This is a genomic window from Arthrobacter sp. EPSL27, from assembly GCF_001512305.1.
GTDB lineage: Bacteria > Actinomycetota > Actinomycetes > Actinomycetales > Micrococcaceae > Arthrobacter.
Map to the genome: position 1 here is coordinate 535,301 of NZ_LNUT01000003.1, position 18,656 is coordinate 553,956.

The 18,656-nt window shown below is 68.2% G+C and carries 17 protein-coding genes and 1 tRNA gene; 10 read left to right on the forward strand and 8 right to left on the reverse strand.

Annotation, left to right across the window (positions count from 1 at the left end; genetic code table 11):
• Positions 1 to 12 precede the first annotated feature (12 nt).
• A complete protein-coding gene (locus AR539_RS19475; protein ID WP_197410553.1) occupies positions 13 to 180 on the reverse strand; it encodes a hypothetical protein in 168 nt (55 codons plus the stop codon).
• Between the two features lie 93 nt (positions 181 to 273).
• Here AR539_RS19475 and AR539_RS04440 point away from each other — a divergent pair, with 93 nt between their 5' ends.
• Complete coding sequence (locus tag AR539_RS04440; RefSeq protein ID WP_066432895.1) at positions 274 to 1,242, forward strand: GlxA family transcriptional regulator; 969 nt, start codon at positions 274 to 276, stop codon at positions 1,240 to 1,242.
• Here the strand turns inward: AR539_RS04440 and AR539_RS04445 are convergent.
• Both AR539_RS04445 and AR539_RS04450 read right to left on the reverse strand, forming a co-directional pair.
• Positions 1,239 to 1,547 carry a protealysin inhibitor emfourin gene (locus AR539_RS04445; protein ID WP_066432897.1) on the reverse strand — a complete coding sequence of 103 codons (309 nt, stop codon included), beginning with the start codon at positions 1,545 to 1,547 and terminating at the stop codon, positions 1,239 to 1,241. The two genes, AR539_RS04440 and AR539_RS04445, sit on opposite strands and share 4 nt — an antisense overlap.
• Positions 1,548 to 1,572: 25 nt before the next feature.
• Complete coding sequence (locus AR539_RS04450; protein ID WP_197410554.1) at positions 1,573 to 2,631, reverse strand: M4 family metallopeptidase; 1,059 nt, start codon at positions 2,629 to 2,631, stop codon at positions 1,573 to 1,575.
• Positions 2,632 to 2,843: 212 nt separating this feature from the next.
• Here AR539_RS04450 and AR539_RS04455 point away from each other — a divergent pair, with 212 nt between their 5' ends.
• On the forward strand, positions 2,844 to 3,296 hold the full coding sequence (locus AR539_RS04455; protein WP_157360917.1) for an SRPBCC family protein: 453 nt from the start codon (positions 2,844 to 2,846) through the stop codon (positions 3,294 to 3,296).
• Positions 3,297 to 3,325: 29 nt separating this feature from the next.
• On the opposite strand, the gene yidC is transcribed toward AR539_RS04455, so the two are convergent.
• The 5 genes from yidC to AR539_RS04480 all read right to left on the reverse strand — a co-directional run bounded on the left by yidC (position 3,326) and on the right by AR539_RS04480 (position 7,227).
• Entirely contained in the window at positions 3,326 to 4,117 is a 792-nt protein-coding gene (gene yidC / locus AR539_RS04460; protein ID WP_066432900.1) for a membrane protein insertase YidC, read from the reverse strand.
• Between the two features lie 91 nt (positions 4,118 to 4,208).
• Positions 4,209 to 4,281, reverse strand: a tRNA-Arg gene (locus tag AR539_RS04465).
• Between the two features lie 97 nt (positions 4,282 to 4,378).
• Complete coding sequence (locus AR539_RS04470) at positions 4,379 to 5,914, reverse strand: FAD-dependent oxidoreductase (RefSeq protein ID WP_066432904.1); 1,536 nt, start codon at positions 5,912 to 5,914, stop codon at positions 4,379 to 4,381.
• Complete coding sequence (locus AR539_RS04475) at positions 5,911 to 6,783, reverse strand: FAD:protein FMN transferase (protein ID WP_066432905.1); 873 nt, start codon at positions 6,781 to 6,783, stop codon at positions 5,911 to 5,913. Before AR539_RS04475 ends, AR539_RS04470 begins: the two co-directional genes overlap by 4 nt.
• Before the next feature lie 6 nt (positions 6,784 to 6,789).
• Positions 6,790 to 7,227 carry an FMN-binding protein gene (locus tag AR539_RS04480; protein WP_066432906.1) on the reverse strand — a complete coding sequence of 146 codons (438 nt, stop codon included), beginning with the start codon at positions 7,225 to 7,227 and terminating at the stop codon, positions 6,790 to 6,792.
• Positions 7,228 to 7,396: 169 nt separating this feature from the next.
• Between AR539_RS04480 and argS the strand changes: the two genes are divergently transcribed.
• From argS to prmC, 8 genes are all read left to right on the forward strand, one after another.
• Positions 7,397 to 9,061 (forward strand): arginine--tRNA ligase, encoded by a 1,665-nt coding sequence (gene argS / locus AR539_RS04485; RefSeq protein WP_066432907.1) that lies wholly within the window; start codon positions 7,397 to 7,399, stop codon positions 9,059 to 9,061.
• Positions 9,062 to 9,066: 5 nt separating this feature from the next.
• On the forward strand, positions 9,067 to 10,515 hold the full coding sequence (lysA, locus tag AR539_RS04490; protein WP_066432909.1) for a diaminopimelate decarboxylase: 1,449 nt from the start codon (positions 9,067 to 9,069) through the stop codon (positions 10,513 to 10,515).
• Positions 10,516 to 11,862, forward strand: a complete 1,347-nt coding sequence (locus tag AR539_RS04495) for a homoserine dehydrogenase (protein ID WP_066432912.1) — start codon at positions 10,516 to 10,518, stop codon at positions 11,860 to 11,862.
• The gene (gene thrC, locus AR539_RS04500; RefSeq protein ID WP_066432914.1) at positions 11,863 to 12,969 is read left to right on the forward strand and encodes a threonine synthase; all 1,107 of its coding nucleotides are present in this window, start codon (positions 11,863 to 11,865) and stop codon (positions 12,967 to 12,969) included.
• 2 nt (positions 12,970 to 12,971) lie between these two features.
• A complete protein-coding gene (gene thrB, locus AR539_RS04505) occupies positions 12,972 to 13,958 on the forward strand; it encodes a homoserine kinase (protein WP_197410555.1) in 987 nt (328 codons plus the stop codon).
• Positions 13,959 to 14,282: 324 nt separating this feature from the next.
• Positions 14,283 to 16,406, forward strand: coding sequence for a transcription termination factor Rho (gene rho / locus AR539_RS04510; RefSeq protein ID WP_066432915.1), 2,124 nt, complete (start codon positions 14,283 to 14,285; stop codon positions 16,404 to 16,406).
• A 256-nt stretch (positions 16,407 to 16,662) separates the two neighbouring features.
• Positions 16,663 to 17,736, forward strand: a complete 1,074-nt coding sequence (prfA, locus tag AR539_RS04515) for a peptide chain release factor 1 (protein ID WP_066432916.1) — start codon at positions 16,663 to 16,665, stop codon at positions 17,734 to 17,736.
• Entirely contained in the window at positions 17,702 to 18,640 is a 939-nt protein-coding gene (prmC, locus tag AR539_RS04520; protein WP_082699182.1) for a peptide chain release factor N(5)-glutamine methyltransferase, read from the forward strand. Before prfA ends, prmC begins: the two co-directional genes overlap by 35 nt.
• The last annotated feature ends 16 nt before the right edge of the window (positions 18,641 to 18,656 follow it).

Below are 18,656 nucleotides of genomic sequence, written 5' to 3' on the forward strand. Positions count from 1 at the left end.
CGGGTGGGGCGTTCAGAAGATCCGGAAGGTGTAGTTGCTGCTGGGCAGGTCCAGGGCGGACCAGTATTCTTCCGAGCGGACCGGCGGGTTGTGGCCCAGCCCGTCCTTGCGGAGAGCGGCAACGGTGGCGGCGACTCCGACGACGATGAGAACGATGACTGCGATTCCGAAGAGTTCCATGACTCCATGGTTCTCCTGTGGCGGCACGAAAATAAGTGGCAGAAATGACCAAAAAGCTATAATTTCTGCCACCGCTTCTGCCACAATGGAGGCATGATCAAATCAGTGGCCATGATCGTGGTCCCGCACTTCTCGGTCTTCGAATTTGCGACGGCGTTCGAGGTGTTCGGCATCGACCGCTCGCCGCGCGGAAACGGCGTCCCCGCCTTCGACTTCCGCGTCTGCACGCCGGCGCCGGGCGATGTCCCGCTGAAGTCCGGGCTGTCCATGCACGTCGGTCTCGGGCTGGAGGCCGCGGCCGACGCCGACCTGGTCATCATGACGCCTTTCGGCCACGACCGGGACGTTCCGGAATCCGTGCTGGAGGCGCTGCGGGCGGCCCACGCCCGCGGCGCGTGGGTGATGTCCATCTGTTCCGGGGCCTTCGCCCTGGCCCGGGCGGGCCTGCTCGACGGACGCCGCTGCACCACGCACTGGCATTACTCCCAGGAACTGGCTGCCCGCTATCCGGCGGCGCACGTGGATGAAAATGTCCTCTATGTCGAGGACAGCCGGATCATCACCAGTGCCGGCACGGCCGCCGGGATCGACGCCTGCCTGCACCTGATCCGGCGGGAGTTCGGTGCGAACGTGGCGGCGAGCATCGCGCGGGACATGGTGGTCCCGCCGCACCGCGACGGCGGCCAGGCGCAGTTCATCGACCGTCCCATTCCGCGCTGCGGCTCCGAGCCCATGGAGGAACTCCTGCAGTGGATGGTGCGGCATCTGGGGGAGGACCACTCGGTCAACGAGCTCGCCGCGCGCGTCCATATGTCACCCCGCACGTTTGCCCGGCGCTTCCGTTCCGAAACGGGAGCCACCCCGGCCGCCTGGCTCAATTCACAGCGTGTGCTGCGGGCCCAGGAACTGCTGGAGACCACGGACCTCAATATCGATGAAATCGCGCGCGAATCAGGTTTCGGCCACTCGGTGCTGCTGCGGCACCACTTCGCCAAGGTGCTGGACACGAGCCCGCAGTCCTACCGCCGCACTTTCCGCGGCCACCTGGCAACCGCGGTCTAGAACGACAGGCCGTCCGACGGCGGTGCGGGCTCGGCGGCCGCCTTGGCGGTCTCGACGAGGTCCCGCCACGGGCCGGTGACGGCCTGCTCGGGAAGAGTGGCACGGTGCTGCCCGGCCCGGATGCTGTACAGGAACCGGTCCGGCTGGCCGGCCGGTGCGCCCCGGCCTGCCAGGGGAACGGCGTCCCACGGGCAGGCCTCAATCAGCGGCTGCCAGACGTCAGTGTCCTCAGGCGGCGTGGGCTGCACGGTCCACGTCCGCTTCATGCCGGCAATGCCGCCGCTGCGCTGGACGGTTATTTTCATGGCGCTCGGATCGTCATGAGCCTGGTTACCGCCGGGCTCCGGGGAACTTTACCTTCACAGTTTCCCACGCGGAGCGCACGGCGTCATGCTCGGCAGAATCCGCCCCGAAAAGCTCCTTGGCAGATGCCGCGGTGGCCTTGGCGAAGGCCCCGAACGTGGCATTCGGGGCCAGCGACCCTCCGGTCAGGGTCTCGTACCAGATCCGTCCCGGTGCATCCCAGGCGTTGCCGCCAAGGCTGGCGGCCACCAGGTAAAACGCCCGGTTGGGGATCCCCGAATTGATGTGGACACCGCCATTGTCCGCGCTGGTATGCACATAGGAGTCCATCGAGTCCGGCTGCGGATCCTTGCCCAGCACGTCGTCGTCGTACGCGGTTCCCGGGGCCTTCATGGAACGCAGGGCCGTCCCCTGGACCTGGTCCGTGAAGAGGCCCTCGCCGATCAGCCAGCTGGCTTTCGCCGTCGACTGCTGCCGGACATGCTGCTCAACGAGCGCCCCGAAGACATCGGACATCGATTCGTTCAGCGCTCCGGCCTGGTTGCGGTAGACCAGCCCTGCCGAGTACTGGGTGACGCCGTGGGCCAGCTCGTGGCCGATCACGCTCAAAGACTTGGTAAACCGCTGGAACACTTGGCCGTCGCCGTCGCCGAAGACCATCTGCCGGCCGTCCCAGAACGCGTTGTCATACAGCCGCCCGTAGTGCACGGTGGCCTCAAGGTGCAGGCCGTTGCCGTCGATCGAATTCCGGCCGAAGGCCTCGGCGTAGAGGCGGTGGGTGTGCCCCAGCCCGTCGTACGCCTCATCGGCGGCGGGATCGCCGGACGGCGGTTCCCCTTCCTTCCGGACCACGCTGCCGGGCAGTTGCTCGGCGAACCCGGCGTCGTAGACCGTCCGTTCCGGCGGTGCCGGCCGGGGCTCCCGCAGCCCCGGATGGCTGCCGGGCCCAGGCACGGCGCGGGCCGCCTGGAAGCTCGGGACGTGGTGCAGGGCCTCCTTCGCCGCACGTGCGGCTGCGGAGAGCTCCGGTTCGCGCTGGGCTGCCAGCCGGCGGAGCATGTACGGAGGGATGATGGTGCACTGCATGTGAGACCCCTTTGCGCTTCGGCGGGACCCCGGCGTGATGCGGCGGCCGGCACCCAGTCCAGTCACCCGGCCGCCGGAAACCCGCTGTCGATGCAGACAGCCTACGAGCGGGCACCGACAATTGGCAGGGGCCGCGCCTGCTTCCTCCTTATCCCGCCGAGGACCGGGGCTGCGTGCTGGCCCGGGATTCAAGCACAGACGTAAAATTGGCTATGGAAAAGTTGAGGTATTCGGTAACCGTCAACGCACCCGTGCAGGCCGTGTGGGCCACCATGCTGGAGCCGGCCTCCTACCGGGAATGGACCAAAGCCTTCGGTGATTCCTCCTACGAGGGGGACTGGAACCAGGGCAGCGACATGCGCTTCGTCGGACCCGACGGCGACGGCTCTACGGGGGGACTGATCGCCACGGTCGAGGAGAACAGGCCGCAGGAGCTGATCTCCCTGCGCTACACCGGGCTGATCGTCAACGGCGAGGTCGACGCCTCCAGCGAGGCGGCGAAGGCTTTTGTGGGCGCCCATGAAAGGTATGCCTTCAGCGGGTCCGGGGAGTCAACGACGGTGGACGTGGAGCTCGACAGCGACGAGCAGTTCGTGTCCATGTTCGACGAAGCGTGGCCGCCGGCCCTGGCGAAGCTCAAGGAAATGGCCGAAGCCCGGAGCTGAGCGGCGGGGTCCGCCAGCCCGGACGCCCGTCACGGCCCCGGATCCAGGATGAATTGCTGCACCATGGTCCACAGGTTTGTGGTGGTCCAGTAGATCAGAACGCCGATGGGGAAGAGGATGCCGCCCGCGCCGAAGACGGCCGGCAGCGCGTAGAGCAGCACCCGCTGCTGCCGTGCTGCGGGCCCAGTCCCCGCGGCCATGTTCCTGGCCATGATGTGACGCTGGGTGACGAACTGCGCCGCCGTCATGGCCAGGATCATCACCATGGACAGGATCCACACGGCCCCCACGTTGCCGCCCGGGGGCGTGCCGTGGAGCATGGACGCCGCCAGCGGGGCGCCAAAGATGCTCGACTCCCCGAACTGCACCAGCTGCTCCGCGCTCATCGCCCCGATGCCCTTGCCCTGGGCAGCCGCTGCCGGGGCGCCGGACAGCACGGTGAAGAGGGCGAGGAAGAACGGGACCTGGACCAGCAGGGGGAGGCACGCCGAGAGGGGGTTGGTGCCGTGTTCCTTGTACAAAGCCATCTGTTCCTGCGCCATGGCCTGCCGGGACTGGGCGTCGGTCCTGCCGTCGTACTTTTCCTGCAGCTTCTTCAGGTCCGGCTGCAGCCGGCGCATGCGGCGCTGGGCCTTGCCCTGCGCCAGGGCGGCGGGAATCAGGGCGGCACGGATGGCCAGCACCAGGCCGATGACCGACAGGGTCCAGGTCCAGCCGCTGGCCGGCGGCATGCCGGCGGTGCCCAGGACGTCGTGGAACCCCACCAGGACGGCCGAAACCAGCCACTGGAACGGAAACAGCAGCGCTGCACCGACGACCATCCGATGTCCCCCGTTTCGCCGCCTGTGCACTCACCGCAAGCAAACACGAAAGAACCCCTGGGATCCAGTGGATCCTAGGGGTTCTTGGATGTGCCCTCGATTGGAATCGAACCAACGACCTTCTGCTCCGGAGGCAGACGCTCTATCCCCTGAGCTACGAGGGCAGTCAGGGTTCCTGCCGTGACCGGCGGGACGTCCTAGAGCTTAGCAGGAAGGTGGGCCCCAAGGGAAAATCGGCACGCCCGGGTCCTGGGAACACACTCAATAGCCGGCAAAGGAGTCCACGTGGATCCTCCGCGCACCGGCTTTCCGGGCAGCAGCACGGAGCGAGCGGACGCTCGACGGCGAACCCGACACGTACACGTCCCGGCCAGCGATGTCCGGCACCAGGTCCTTCAGCGCGGCCCCGTCAATCCGGCCCGGGCCCGCGTCCTGCATAAACGCCGGCGGTACGGACCCGTCGGAGAGCCTCGCGATGACCCGCACTCCTGCGCGTTCTAGTTCCGCGGCGTAGGCGAGCTCGCCGGCAGTCCGGGCCAGGTACAGCAGCACCACGTCCCTGCTCCCGGCGGTGTCCCCGGTCAGCTGCGACAGATACGGGGTAATGCCGATGCCGGCGGCCACCAGCAGCACCGGCCGCGCCGGGTCCCGCGGCAGGACGAAGTCGCCGCCCACCATGGTGGCGGTCAGTTCGTCGCCGGGAGCCAGGGCCAGGAGGGACTGCTTGGCCGTCGACAGCGGACTGGCCGTTCCGACGCCGATGCTCAGCTCTTCCGCTTCCGGGGGACTGGTCAGGCTGAACACCCGGCGCCTGCCTTTGCGGTCGGCGCCCGTGTGCGGCAGGTTCAGCTCGATGTATTGCCCCGGCGTGAAGCGGACCGTGTGCTCGGGCTGGAAGGTGAATTCCGTCGTCGTCGGGGTCAAGGGCCGGGCGCCGCGGAACCGGAGCAGCACCCGGCTGCGCTGCCCGGCGATGAACGCCAGGGCATTGCCCACCAGCAGGGCCAGCTCGGGGGAGTTGGCCACGACGCCCAGGTTGTAGGGCACAGCGAAGAGCACCCCGACGACGGCGGCCAGCGCCAGCTGCTGCCACCGGCGCGGGGGCAGGGTGAGGGGTTCGGTGAGCATAAAGCCGACGAAGAACAGCACGGGGCGCTGCGCGAGGGGCTGCCATAGGGCCTGCGCTAGGGACATGCCGGAGCCCAGCAGCTCCACGGCCACGATGGACACGGCCACCACCGTAAAGACGGCGGCCATCAACAGTTTCCGGACCCGGTACAGGACCAGCAGGACCCCCGGCAGCACCAGCCACAGCATCGCGGGCGTGGCCGCCCACCACGTGGCGATGTTGAGTCCGGTCAGCCCGGTGATGAAGGCTCCCGCCGCCGCCGGGTTGAAGATGTGGCGGCCGCGCCAGGCCAGGGCGTACTTGGACACTGACGCCAGCACGCACGCGAGGGCGACGCCGGCCAGGTCCAGGTACTGCAGCCCTGCAGTGAACTGGGTGGGCCAGAAGAGGAAGTACAGCAGCAGCCCCGTGATCAGGGACGACTCGGAGTGCGGGCGCACGTGGAACAGGGCCGCCACGGCCCGGTTGGAGCCGTACGTCAGGCCGAGGCAGAGCGCCAGGTGCGCGATCATCTCCGGAAGCCCGAACGTGAGCCATCCCAGCACGTCGAGCAGCAGGCTGTACCCGGCCAGGACGGCGAGGACCCAGAGCACCAGCCGGTACATCGTGAACCGGCCCAGCACCGTGTCCAGGCGGGAGCCCAGGGGAGTGGACATCGTGGCGGTCATGGGAACAGCACCCCTTCGAAATCGGCCGAAAACTCGGCATGGCCGTCCGAGTAGACAGTCAGCCAGGAACAGTCGAACTCCGCCGCCAGCCGGGAGCCGTCGACGAAGAACAGTGCCGTGGCCAGTGCGTCGGCCACCATGGCGGTCCCCGCCAGCGCCCAGCTGGCGACGACGGTGCGCACCGGTGCGCCCGTGGTGCCGTCCAGCACGTGGTGCAGCCCGTCGCCCCAGGCACGGCGGTTGGCGGCGGAAGCGCAGAGGGCGGCGGCCCCGAGAGTGACGATCCCGATGGCGCGGGACGGGTCATAAGGATGTTCCAGCCCGACGTCCACCGGAGCCGGACCGGTGTTGAGCAGGTCGCCGCTCGCATCGATGAAATGTTCGCCTGCGCCGCCGTCACGCAGCACCCCGGACAACAGGTCCGCCAGCTGCCCCTTCCCGGCTGCTCCGACGTCGAGCACCACCGGCGCCCGGGTGGCCAGCACGCTGCCCTGCCAGTCGAGCACGTCGTCCCACAGTGGCGCCGGCTGCGGCGGCCCGGACGGGCTGAGGGAGTAAGCGGCGTCGTAGCCGAGGTGTTCCAGGCTGCCGCCGATCAGCGGGGTCATGGCCCCGCCGCTGAGCCGGTACAGGGTCTTGTAGAGCCGGCCCAGGGCGTCCGCCTCGGGGGGCAGTTCATAGCGTCCCGGATGCCGGGCGGCGGCCGCGATGACGGAGTCCGGCCGGAACCGGGACCACACGGCGTCGTAGTCCGCCACCGTGTCCAGCAGCCGGCGTTGGAGCGTGCCGGAGAGCGGGGACGGCGTGGAGATTTCCCAGCGCGTACCGATCCCGTCGAAACTGAAGTCCGCCCAGCCCGGATGCGGCACTGTGGCTTAGGCCTGCGCCTCGGACTTGATCTTCTGCACAGCCTGGTTGAAGCCGCCGCTTGTCAGCGAGGACCCCGCCACCTTGGAGACCTTAATCTCGTCGAGGCTCTTGCCGGCGATCTGGGACTTGATGCCGCCGGCGAACTCGCCCTGGAACTTGCGGGTGTTGGGGTTCGACGGATGCTGGGTGATCTGGACGTCGGACACGGTGCCGTTGGCGAGGGTGAGGGTCACGCCCACGGTCTCGTTGCCGTTGGGGGAGACGTAGTTGCCGTCCGCGCTGTAGGTCCCGTCCTTGTAAGACCCGCCGCCCGCGGCGGCCGGGGGCGGGGCACTGGCGTCCGGGGAGCCGGAAGCCTGGCCCGGCGCGCACCCGGCCGCTGAACCGGCCAGGGACAGCCCGGCGATGCCGACGACGACGCTTTTACGGAGGGAGATGTTCAACAGCGGCTCGTTTCTCTAGCGGATACTTCGGGATACGACGTACGGATCAGCGTAGTGGTTCAACCTGTGATCCGGCTTTGGAAGCCGGACGTTCTCCCGGCGCCGCCGTGCCGCGGTCATGACCGGCACCAAATTCCGCCACACACCGGGCCACCGGTAGGCTGGAAGGGTGACCCCTGAAGAACTTTCCCTCGCCATATCCGCCTGCCTGAAGGACGCCGTCGCCGCCGGTGAAATCGGGCTCTCCGCATCCGACGTCCCGGATGAGGTGCGCGTCGAGCGGCCGAAGAACCGGGACCACGGCGACTGGGCCACCAACATCGCCCTGCAGCTGGCCAAGAAGGCTGGCACCAACCCGCGCGAGTTCGCATCCGTCCTGAGCGCGCGGCTGAAGTCCATCGAGGGTGTCTCCGCCGTCGACATCGCCGGACCGGGCTTCCTCAACATCACGGTCGACGCTGCCGCCGCCGGGGCCCTGGCCAAAGCAATCGTCGAGGCCGGGCCGGACTACGGCACCAACACGGCGCTCGCAGGCCACACCGTCAACATGGAATTCGTCTCCGCCAACCCCACCGGCCCGCTGCACATCGGCCACACCCGCTGGGCCGCCCTGGGCGATGCGATCGCGCGCGTCCTCCGTGCGTCCGGCGCGGACGTCACGGCCGAGTACTACATCAACGACGCCGGCTCGCAGATGAACGTCTTTGCGCACTCCGTGCTGTCGCGGCTGCACGGCCGCGGCGTCCCGGAGGGCGGCTACCCCGGCGAGTACATCGCCGACCTGGGCCATGAGGTGCTCACCCAGCACCCGGACATCCGCGAGCTGACCGACGTCGCCGCGCTGCCGGTGATCCGCGGCGCGGCGTACAAGGCGCAGCTGCACGACATCAAGCGCACCCTGGCGGACTTCGACGTCGAATTCGACGTCTACTTCTCCGAGCAGGAGCTCCACGACGCCGGCGCCATCGAGGACGCCGTGGCGCGGCTCCGGGAGCAGGGGCACGTGTACGACGACGGCGGCGCGGTCTGGCTGCGCACCACGGACTTCGGCGACGACAAAGACCGCGTGATGATCCGGGCGAACGGCGAGCCGACCTATTTCGCCGCCGACGCCGCCTACTACCTGTCCAAAAAGGACCGCGGCTTCACCGAGAAGATCTACCTGCTGGGCGCTGACCACCACGGCTACATCAACCGGCTCAAAGCCATTGCCGCTGCCGCCGGCGACGATCCCGACGTGAACATCGAGGTCCTGATCGGCCAGCTGGTCTCCGTGAACGGCGCCAAGCTGTCCAAGCGGGCGGGCAACATCATCGAACTCAAGGACCTCATCTCGTGGCTGGGCAAGGACGCGGTGCGGTACTCGCTGGCGCGCTTCCCGGCCGATTCCCCGCTGACCCTGGACCCGGAGCTGCTGAAGAAGCACAGCAACGAGAACCCGGTGTTCTACGTCCAGTACGCGCACGCCCGGTCCCGCGGTGCGGCACGCAACGCCGTGGCCGCCGGCGTCGAGCGCAGCGTGGACGGCAAGGACAGCTTCGAGGCATCCCTGCTGGACCACGCGACCGAGAACGAGCTGCTCTCGCACCTGGGCAGCTACCCCTCGATTGTGGCCAAGGCCGCCGAACTGCGCGAGCCGCACCGCGTGGCCCGCCACCTGGAGGTCATCGCCGGGGCGTACCACCGCTGGTACGACGCCTGCCGCATCGCCCCCCTGGGCGAGGAAGCCATCACCGATCTCAACCGCACCCGGCTGTGGCTCAACGACGCCACCAGCCAGGTGCTGGCCAACGGACTGGACCTGCTGGGCGTTTCGGCGCCGGAACGGATGTAACCGCCATGACCACGAACGCCGCAGGCTCCCCGCTCGCCCCCGAATGGCTGCAGGTCCCCGCAGACCTCAACGCCCTGCACACGCCCATGTGGGCCGGCGACGTCGCCAGGAACGACGCCGGCGAACTCGCCATCGACGGCATCCCCGTCAGCGAACTCCAGCGCCAGTTCGGCACGCCGCTGTTCGTCATGAGCGAGAACGATTTCCGCGCCCGCGCCCGCGCGTTCTCGGACGCCTTCAACGACGCCTTCGCCGACATCTGCGGCGGAGTGGACGTCTACTACGCCGGCAAGTCGTTCCTGTGCACCTCGGTGGTCCGCTGGGTGGAGGAGGAAGGCCTCCGGCTGGACACGGCCTCCGGCGGGGAACTCGCCGTCGCCGCCCGCGCCGGGATCCCCGGCGCCGATGTTGCGCTGCACGGCAACAACAAGTCCGACGGCGAAATCCACCGGGCGCTGGACCTGCAGCTGGGCCGGATCGTGGTGGACAGCCTCGCCGAACTTGAGCGCGTCGCCAAAATTGCGGAGGCGCGCGGCGAAACCGCCAGGGTGATGCTGCGCCTGACCCCCGGCGTCCACGCCCACACGCACGAGTTCATCGCCACGGCACACGAGGACCAGAAGTTCGGCCTCTCCATGGCGGGGGATTCCACCGACCAGGCCGGCCTGTCAGCGGCCGAGGAAGCCGTGGCCGCGGCATCCGGGTACCCCGGCATCGAGCTGCTGGGACTGCACTGCCACATCGGCTCGCAGATTTTCGAACCCGACGGGTTCGCCCTGGCCGCGGAGAAGCTGCTGGACTTCCTCGCCGCGATGCAGGCCAAGTACTCAATTGTGCTTCCCGAACTGGACCTCGGCGGCGGCTACGGCATCGCCTACACGCCGGTGGACACCCCGCGCCCGCCCGCCGAAATCGCCCAGGCGATGGCCGCCGTCGTCCGTACCAAATGCGCGGAACTGGGCATTACCGCGCCCCGAATTTCGATCGAGCCGGGCCGCGCGATTGTCGGCAGCACCACGTTCACGCTCTACGAAGTGGGCACGCTGAAGACCGTCCGGGTGGACGCGCCGGGGGACGGGAACGTTACGTACCCGCGCCGGTATGTGTCGGTGGACGGCGGCATGAGCGACAACGCCCGTCCGGTGCTGTACGACGCGGATTACTCGGCAATTCTGGCCTCACGGACCTCGGACGCGGCACCGCAGCTGTCCCGAGTGGTGGGCAAACATTGCGAGAGCGGCGACATAGTTGTTAGAGATGTATATCTGCCCGAGGACGTGGCAGCCGGTGATCTGCTCGCTGTACCGGGTACCGGCGCCTACTGCTGGGCCCTGTCAAGCAACTACAACTATCTGGCCCGGCCGGGCGTTGTCGCTGTGCGCGACGGATCTGCCCGGCTCATTGTCCGCGGGGAAACCGAAGAAGATCTGCTCAACCGCGACATGGGAGTCTGAATGACCGAATTGCGAACCCTGAAAGTAGCCCTGCTGGGCTGTGGCAACGTCGGGGCCCAGGTTGCGCGGATTCTCATTGACGACGCCGACACGCTGGCGTCCCGCGCCGGCGCCCGGCTGGAACTGTCCGGCATCGCGGTGCGCGACGTCGATGCCCCCCGCGAAGTCGACCTGCCGCGCGCGCTGTTCACCACGGATGCCGAGGCCCTGGTCAAGGACGCGGACCTGGTGATCGAATTGATGGGCGGCATCGAGCCGGCCCGGACCCTGATCCTGACCGCCATGCGCAACGGCGCCTGCGTGGTCACCGGCAACAAGGCCCTGGTGGCCAAGGACGGGCCCACGCTCCATGAGGAAGCGGACCGGGCCGGCGTCCAGCTGTCCTACGAGGCCGCCGTGGCCGGCGCGATCCCCATCCTGCGGCCCATCCGGGACAGCCTCTCCGGCGACCGGATCACCCGCGTGCTGGGCATCGTCAACGGGACCACCAACTTCATCCTGGACCAGATGGATTCCACCGGCGCGCAGTTCGCCGACGCCCTGGCCCAGGCCCAGCGCCTCGGCTACGCGGAAGCAGACCCCACGGCCGACGTCGAGGGTTATGACGCCGCCTCGAAGGCCGCGATCCTGGCCTCCCTGTCCTTCCACACCCGGTTCTCCCTGGACGACGTTTACTGCGAGGGCATCAGCTCCGTCACCGCCGCGGATATCGCCGCGGCCAAGGATGCCGGCTTTGTGATCAAGCTGCTGGCGATCGCGGAAAAGCTGGATACCGCAGACGCAGCAGCAGGCACAGACGCGGCAGCAGACGGCAACACCGGAATCTCCGTCCGCGTGCACCCGACGCTGCTGCCGCGCGAACACCCGCTGGCCGCAGTCCACGGTGCCTTCAACGCTGTCTTCGTCGAGGCCGAAAACGCCGGCGAACTGATGTTCTACGGCCAGGGCGCCGGCGGCAAGCCGACTGCCTCGGCTGTGATGGGCGATCTCATCTCCGCCGCGCGGAGCATCGTCCTGGGTGGTCCCGGCCGCGCCGAGACCACCACCGGCCAGGTGGTGGCGCTGCCCATCAGCTCGGCGGTCACCAGCTACTACATCGGCCTCGACGTGGCGGACCAGCCCGGCGTCCTGGCCCAGATCGCCCGTCTCTTCGCCGAGCACGGTGTCTCCATTGAAATCATGCGGCAGACCATCCACCGCGACGCCGACTCGAACACCGAATCAGCGGAGCTGCGGATCGTGACCCACCGCGCAAGCGAGGCTGCACTGGCAGCCACCGTCGAGGCCGTGAAGGGCCTGGACGTCATCAATTCAGTTACATCCGTTCTGCGGGTAGAAGGAGTCTAAGTGGCTCACCAATGGCGCGGCGTCATCCGCGAATACGCTGACCGTCTGCCCGTCACCGCGGAGACCACCGTCATCACCCTGGGTGAGGGCGGCACCCCGCTGGTGCACGCGCAGCAGTTGTCCGCCCTGACCGGCAGCGACGTTTACCTCAAGGTCGAGGGCATGAACCCGACCGGCTCGTTCAAGGACCGCGGCATGACCATGGCCATGACGGCGGCTGTGGCTGCCGGGGCCAAGGCCGTGGTGTGCGCCTCCACGGGCAACACCTCCGCCTCGGCCGCGGCGTACGCCACCGCGGCGGGGCTAAAATGCGTGGTGCTGGTGCCCGAGGGCAAGATCTCGATGGGCAAGCTGAGCCAGGCGATCGCGCATGGTGCGACCCTGCTGCAGGTCGACGGCAACTTCGATGACTGCCTCGAGATTGCCCGGAAGCTGGGGGAGTCCTACCCCGTGTTCCTGGTGAACTCGGTCAACCCGGCCCGGATCGAGGGCCAGAAGACCGGCGCCTTCGAAGTGGTCGACTGGCTCGGCGACGCCCCGGACTTCCACGTGCTGCCCGTCGGCAACGCCGGCAACATCACCGCGTACTGGAAGGGCTATAAGGAATACTGCGCCCCGTTCGAGTCCCTCACGGCCGGCACGCTGGCCCCGGTCTCCACCCGGACCCCGGTCATGTGGGGCTTCCAGGCCGCCGGTGCGGCGCCGTTCGTTGCCGGCCACCCCATCACGGAGCCCGACACGATCGCCACCGCCATCCGGATCGGCAATCCGGCTTCCTGGGAGACCGCCGTCGCCGCACGCGACGAGTCCGGCGGTGTGATCGAGGCCGTCACCGACGAGGAAATCCTCTCCGCCCACCGCTGGCTGTCCTCCCGTGAAGGCGTCTTCGTCGAACCCGGCTCCGCTGCCGGCGTCGCCGGGCTGATCAAAAAGCACGCCGCGGGCGAGGTGCCGGCCGGCAAGACGATCGTCATCACGGTCACCGGCCACGGCCTCAAGGATCCGCAGTGGGCGCTCCGCACCGAGGACGGCAGCGAAGTGCAGCCGGTCAAGGTCGCAAACGATGTTGTCACCGTGGCTACCGCCCTGGGACTGGAAGAAAAATAGTCGTGGAAACCACCCTCACCATTCCGGCCGAGTCCGCCGCCGACACACCGGCGGTTCGGTCCGGACAGCTCGTGACGGTCCGGGTGCCCGCCACCAGCGCGAACCTGGGGCCCGGCTACGACAGCCTGGGACTCGCGCTGACACTGTTCGACACCCTGACGGTGGAGACCCTGGACAGCGGCGAGCTGGAGTTCGAACTCAGCGGAGAGGGCGCGGAATCCCTGCCCCGCGATGCCAGCCACCTGGTGGTGAGGGCGCTCACCGAGGCCCTGCACCGCCTGGGCTTCCGGCACGAGGGCCTGCGGATCACGGCTGACAACATCAACCCGCACGGCCGCGGGCTGGGCTCCTCGGCCTGCGCCGTGGTGGCCGCCGTCACCGCGGCCAACGCCCTGGTCCCGGAAGCCTCGCGCCGGGACCGGGAGTGGGTCCTGCAGCTCACGAGTGAGATGGAAGGCCACCCGGACAACGTCGCTCCCGCGATTTTCGGCGGACTGGCGCTGTCGTGGCAGGACAGTGACCAGTACAGCAGCACCTGCGCGACTGTCGCAGCGGCCGTCATTCCGGTGGTGGCAGTGCCGGACTACGAGCTGTCCACCGAAGCGGCGCGGGCGCTGCTGCCCGCCTCGGTGGGCCACCATGCCGCGGCCATGAACTCCGGCCGGGCGGCCCTGCTGATCCATGCGCTGACGCAGAAACCCGAGTTCCTGCTGCCCGGTACCGAGGACTACCTGCACCAGAGCTACCGGGCCGAGGCCATGCGTCCCAGCGCGGACCTGATCGCAGCGCTGCGGCGCGCGGGTTTCGCCGCCGTCGTCTCCGGGGCCGGGCCCACCGTGCTGGTCCTGGCCAACGGCGAGGCCCAGGCGGAGGCCGCCGTCGGGTTCATCGATTCCTTCACGGCCGGCAACACGCCGGACGTGGGCTGGCGTGTGATGAAGCTGGCTGTGGACGTCGAAGGTGCTAAAGTGGAAGTGCACCGGCGGTAATTCCGCAGTCGGCAATTCAATTGCCGTCCATAAGACCGCGATGTTGGCCTAGTTGCCTTTCTCATCTTTCACTGCGCAATAATTTCGGTGCCACCTGCATTAGGGTCTGACGCAGGAACCCGCAGAAACAGTCTCTGCACCCCTGAAACGTCAGCCCGCCGTTCCTTCTCTACCGGAACGAGCCAGGTGAATGCAGTATCCGGCTGAGCCGGCCATTTCCATCCGGCAAGGCCGAAATCGCGGCTGCAGATCTGAACTGCAGCCCGGATCAAATCATCGCGTCCAGCTCCTAGCCTGGACGCCGTCGAGGGGGAAGGATCCTTCGTGACCGAAACCACTGAGCTGTCTTCAGCTGTGGAAACATCATCTTCTGCTGCCGGATCATCATCGGCTGCACCCGCCAAGAGCAGCGGCCTCGCCGGCCTCAAGCTCGCCCAGCTCCAGGCTCTTGCCAGCCAGTTGGGGATTTCCGGCGGTTCCCGGATGCGGAAGGGCGATCTTGTGTCTGCCATTTCCGCCCACCGTGCAGGCACCCCCGTGAGCAAGGCGCCGTCCCGCGCTGCTGAGAAGGCGACCGACAACGGCACCGTCTCCCAGTCCGCCGCGCCTGCCGCCGCAGCACCCGTTGCTGCTCCCGCCGCCGATTCCGAGGCTCCGGCCCAGGAAAACCCGCGTGCCCGGGGCCGTGGCCGCAGCCGCCGCGCCGGCAGCGACGGCGTCATCAGCACCCCCGTTGCCGAGGCACCGGCCGCTGCCGCACCGGCAGTCGAGGCTCCCGCCGCGGCTGCGCCCGCCGGCACCGACGGTGCCGCAGCTCCGGCTGAGGGCAGCGACCGCACCCGCCAGCCGCGCACCCGCAACCGCCGCCGCGGCGAGGCCGCAGCCCAGGGCGCAGAGGCCCCGGCCGAGCAGTCTTCGGGCGACCAGCCCCAGGCGGAACGCACTGAGCAGCGTACCGAACAGCGCACCGAACAGCGCACTGAGCAGCGCCAGTCCGACCAGGGTAGCGAGGACGGCCAGCGCCGTGACAACACCCGCACCCGCGGTGGCCGCGACGAGTCCGCCGGCGGCCGCGACAACCGCGACAACCGGGATAACGATGACAACGACGGCGGCAGCCGCCGGAACCGCCGCAACCGTCGCGACCGCAACGACCGCGGCGGGCAGGACAGCCGCGACAACTCCTCGCGCAACGACCGCTTCCGCGACCGCAACGACCGCCGCCGCGGGCGTGTCCAGGGACCGGACGTCGACGACGTCGAGGTCACCGAGGACGACGTCCTGCTGCCGGTCGCCGGCATCCTGGACGTGCTGGAGAACTACGCGTTCATCCGCACCTCCGGCTACCTGCCCGGTCCGAACGATGTGTACGTGTCCCTCGCCCAGGTCAAGAAGTACAACCTGCGCAAGGGCGACGCCGTCGTCGGCGCCATCCGTGCACCGCGCGAAGGCGAGTCCCAGCAGGGCAACCAGCAGCAGTCCGCCCGCCAGAAGTTCAACGCCCTGGTCCGCGTCACCTCGGTCAACGGCAAGACCCCGGAGGAACTCAAGGACCGCGTTGAATTCGCGAAGCTCGTCCCGCTGTACCCCTCCGAGCGCCTCCGCCTCGAGACGGACCCCAAGAAGATCGGCCCCCGCGTCATCGACCTGGTGGCCCCGATCGGCAAGGGCCAGCGCGGCCTGATCGTTTCGCCGCCGAAGGCCGGCAAGACGCTCATCCTGCAGTCCATCGCCAACGCCATCACCACCAACAATCCTGAGGTCCACCTCATGATGGTGCTGGTGGACGAACGCCCCGAAGAAGTCACGGACATGCAGCGCACCGTCAAGGGTGAGGTCATCGCGTCCACCTTCGACCGTCCCGCCGACGACCACACCACCGTGGCCGAACTTTCCATCGAACGCGCCAAGCGCCTCGTGGAAATGGGCATGGACGTTGTGGTGCTCCTGGACTCCATGACCCGCCTGGGCCGCGCCTACAACCTGGCGGCACCGGCGTCGGGCCGTATCCTCTCCGGCGGTGTCGACTCGGCCGCGCTGTACCCGCCGAAGCGCTTCTTCGGTGCAGCCCGCAACATCGAAAACGGCGGCTCGCTCACCATCCTGGCCACCGCGCTCGTTGAGACCGGCTCCAAGATGGACGAGGTCATCTTCGAAGAGTTCAAGGGCACCGGCAACATGGAACTGCGCCTGTCCCGCCAACTCGCGGACAAGCGCATCTTCCCCGCCGTGGACGTGAACGCCTCCGGCACCCGCCGCGAAGAGAACCTGCTCTCCGCCGAGGAAGTCAAGATCATGTGGAAGCTGCGCCGCGTCCTCTCCGGACTCGAAACGCAGCAGAGCCTTGAACTGCTGACCAACAAGATCCGGGAGACCCAGAGCAACGTCGAGTTCCTGATGCAGGTGCAGAAGACGACGCTTGGTGCGAAGTCCGATAACGACAAGTAGCTGGCTTTAGCCGCTCAAAATATGCCGGCCCCGCCCTCCGCCGGGTGGCTGACGATCTACGATCGTCAGCCACCCGGCTCCGGCAGGCCCGAAGCCACTCCCCGGCCGGCATATTTTGAGCGGCTTTGCTATTTGCTCACCGTCGCTTCACCGCAACGCGGGGTCACTTGGCGCCCGTTGGAGCCGTTGGCATGGGCGGTAAGTGACCCCTCGTTGCAGTAACTAGACTTGTAAGAGTCGAAAGAGGTTTTGAAAAATGTTTGAGTCCGTACAGGGCCTGTTGGATGAGCATGATGCCATCCAGGCGCAGCTTGGCGATCCTGCTGTTTATGCTGACCAGAAGCTTGCCCGGAAGCTGGGGCGGCGCTCGGCACAGCTCAACGGCATTGTTGAGGCCTACCACCGCTGGGAAGGCATCCGCGATGATCTGGCCGCTGCCAAGGAGATGGCGGACGAGGACCCCGAGTTTGCTGCCGAGGTGCCGGAGCTTGAGGCTGCGCTGGAGACCGCGGCCGCGAAGCTGCGCCGGCTGCTGATCCCGCGGGACCCGGACGATGCCCGCAACGTGATCCTCGAGGTCAAGGGCGGCGAAGGCGGCGACGAGGCTGCGCTCTTCGCCGCGGACCTGCTGCGGATGTACACCCGGTACGCGGAATCCCGCGGCTGGAAGACCGAGATCATTTCGGCGACGGAATCGGATCTCGGTGGCTACAAGGATGTCCAGATGGCCGTCAAGGGCAGCTCCAACGACCCCGCCGAGGGTGTCTTTGCCCGGCTCAAGTTCGAAGGCGGTGTGCACCGTGTGCAGCGCGTGCCCGTGACCGAGTCGCAGGGCCGCATCCACACCTCGGCCGCCGGCGTGCTGGTCCTCCCGGAAGTGGACGAGCCCGAAGAGCTCGAAATCAACCAGAACGACCTCAAGATCGACGTCTACCGGTCCTCCGGCCCCGGCGGGCAGTCCGTGAACACCACCGACTCCGCCGTCCGGATCACCCACCTTCCCACCGGGATCGTGGTCGCGATGCAGAACGAGAAGTCGCAGCTGCAGAACCGGGAAGCCGGCATGCGCGTGCTCCGTGCACGCATCCTGGCGCACCAGCAGGAGCAGATCGACGCCGAGAACTCCGCCCAGCGCAAGTCGCAGATCCGCACCATGGACCGCTCCGAGCGCATCCGGACCTACAACTACCCGGAAAACCGGATCGCGGACCACCGCACCGGCTACAAGGCCTACAACCTGGACCAGGTCATGAACGGCGACCTGGAACCGGTCATCCAGTCGGCCATCGAGATGGATGAGCAGGCCCGCCTCGACGCCATCGGCGACTAGCACGGCGGCCGTCGTGAGAACAGAACGCACCGGGCCTGGCCTAGGGGACGCGGTCCGCGAGGCCACCGCCACCCTGGCCGCCGCCGGTGTCCCGAGCCCACGGGTGGACGCTGAACTCCTGGCCGGGCACCTGCTCGGCGTCGGACCCGGCAGGCTGCGTGCCCTGATGCTGGTGGACACCCCGGCACCCGAAGGCTACGGGGAACTCGTCGCGGACCGGGCACGGCGCATTCCGCTGCAGCACATCACGGGCGTGGCGCACTTCCGGTACCTCGAGCTGGCCGTCGGTCCGGGGGTCTTCATCCCGCGCCCGGAAACCGAATCCGTGGTGCAGCTGGTCCTGGACTGGCTCAAGGACACCGGCCAGCTGCTGCCCCCGGCACGGCCCAAAGTGGTGGACCTCGGCACCGGGTCCGGGGCCATCGCCGGCTCCATCGCGCACGAGGTTCCCGGGGCAGAGGTCCACGCCGTGGAATTCAGCGAGTTCGCGCACGCCTGGGCGGCGAAGAACCTGGCGCCGCTCGGCGTCCACCTCATCCGCGGCGACCTGCGCGATGCCCTGCCCGAGCACAACGGGACCTTCGACGTCGTCGTCTCCAACCCTCCCTACATTCCCGCCGAAGCGGTGCCCAACGAACCCGAAGTGGCCCTGCACGATCCGCCGGAAGCCCTGTACGGCGGGGGAGCGGACGGCATGGAACTCCCGACGGCGGCCGCAGCCTCCGCAGCCCGGCTGCTGGTCCCCGGGGGCTACTTCGTGATGGAACACGCCGAGGTCCAGTCCGGCTGGATCGCCGCCATGCTGGAGCGCTCCGGCCTCTGGTCCGCCGTGACCACACACCGCGACCTCAACGGCAAGGACCGGGCCACCAGCGCCGTCCTCGCCGGTCCGTCCGCCCGCTGATGATCCGGGCAACCCT

Bases quoted from the DNA above. Each gene is read 5' to 3' on its own strand.
- AR539_RS04445 (WP_066432897.1), bottom strand. From the start codon at position 1,547: ATGAAAATAACCGTCCAGCGCAGCGGCGGCATTGCCGGCATGAAGCGG.
- AR539_RS04495 (WP_066432912.1), top strand. From the start codon at position 10,516: ATGACCGAATTGCGAACCCTGAAAGTAGCCCTGCTGGGCTGTGGCAAC.
- prmC (WP_082699182.1), top strand. From the start codon at position 17,702: ATGAGCAGGCCCGCCTCGACGCCATCGGCGACTAGCACGGCGGCCGTC.
- AR539_RS04440 (WP_066432895.1), top strand. From the start codon at position 274: ATGATCAAATCAGTGGCCATGATCGTGGTCCCGCACTTCTCGGTCTTC.
- AR539_RS04470 (WP_066432904.1), bottom strand. From the start codon at position 5,914: ATGACCGCCACGATGTCCACTCCCCTGGGCTCCCGCCTGGACACGGTG.
- lysA (WP_066432909.1), top strand. From the start codon at position 9,067: ATGACCACGAACGCCGCAGGCTCCCCGCTCGCCCCCGAATGGCTGCAG.
- AR539_RS19475 (WP_197410553.1), bottom strand. From the start codon at position 180: ATGGAACTCTTCGGAATCGCAGTCATCGTTCTCATCGTCGTCGGAGTC.
- prfA (WP_066432916.1), top strand. From the start codon at position 16,663: ATGTTTGAGTCCGTACAGGGCCTGTTGGATGAGCATGATGCCATCCAG.
- AR539_RS04450 (WP_197410554.1), bottom strand. From the start codon at position 2,631: ATGCAGTGCACCATCATCCCTCCGTACATGCTCCGCCGGCTGGCAGCC.
- yidC (WP_066432900.1), bottom strand. From the start codon at position 4,117: ATGGTCGTCGGTGCAGCGCTGCTGTTTCCGTTCCAGTGGCTGGTTTCG.
- AR539_RS04455 (WP_157360917.1), top strand. From the start codon at position 2,844: ATGGAAAAGTTGAGGTATTCGGTAACCGTCAACGCACCCGTGCAGGCC.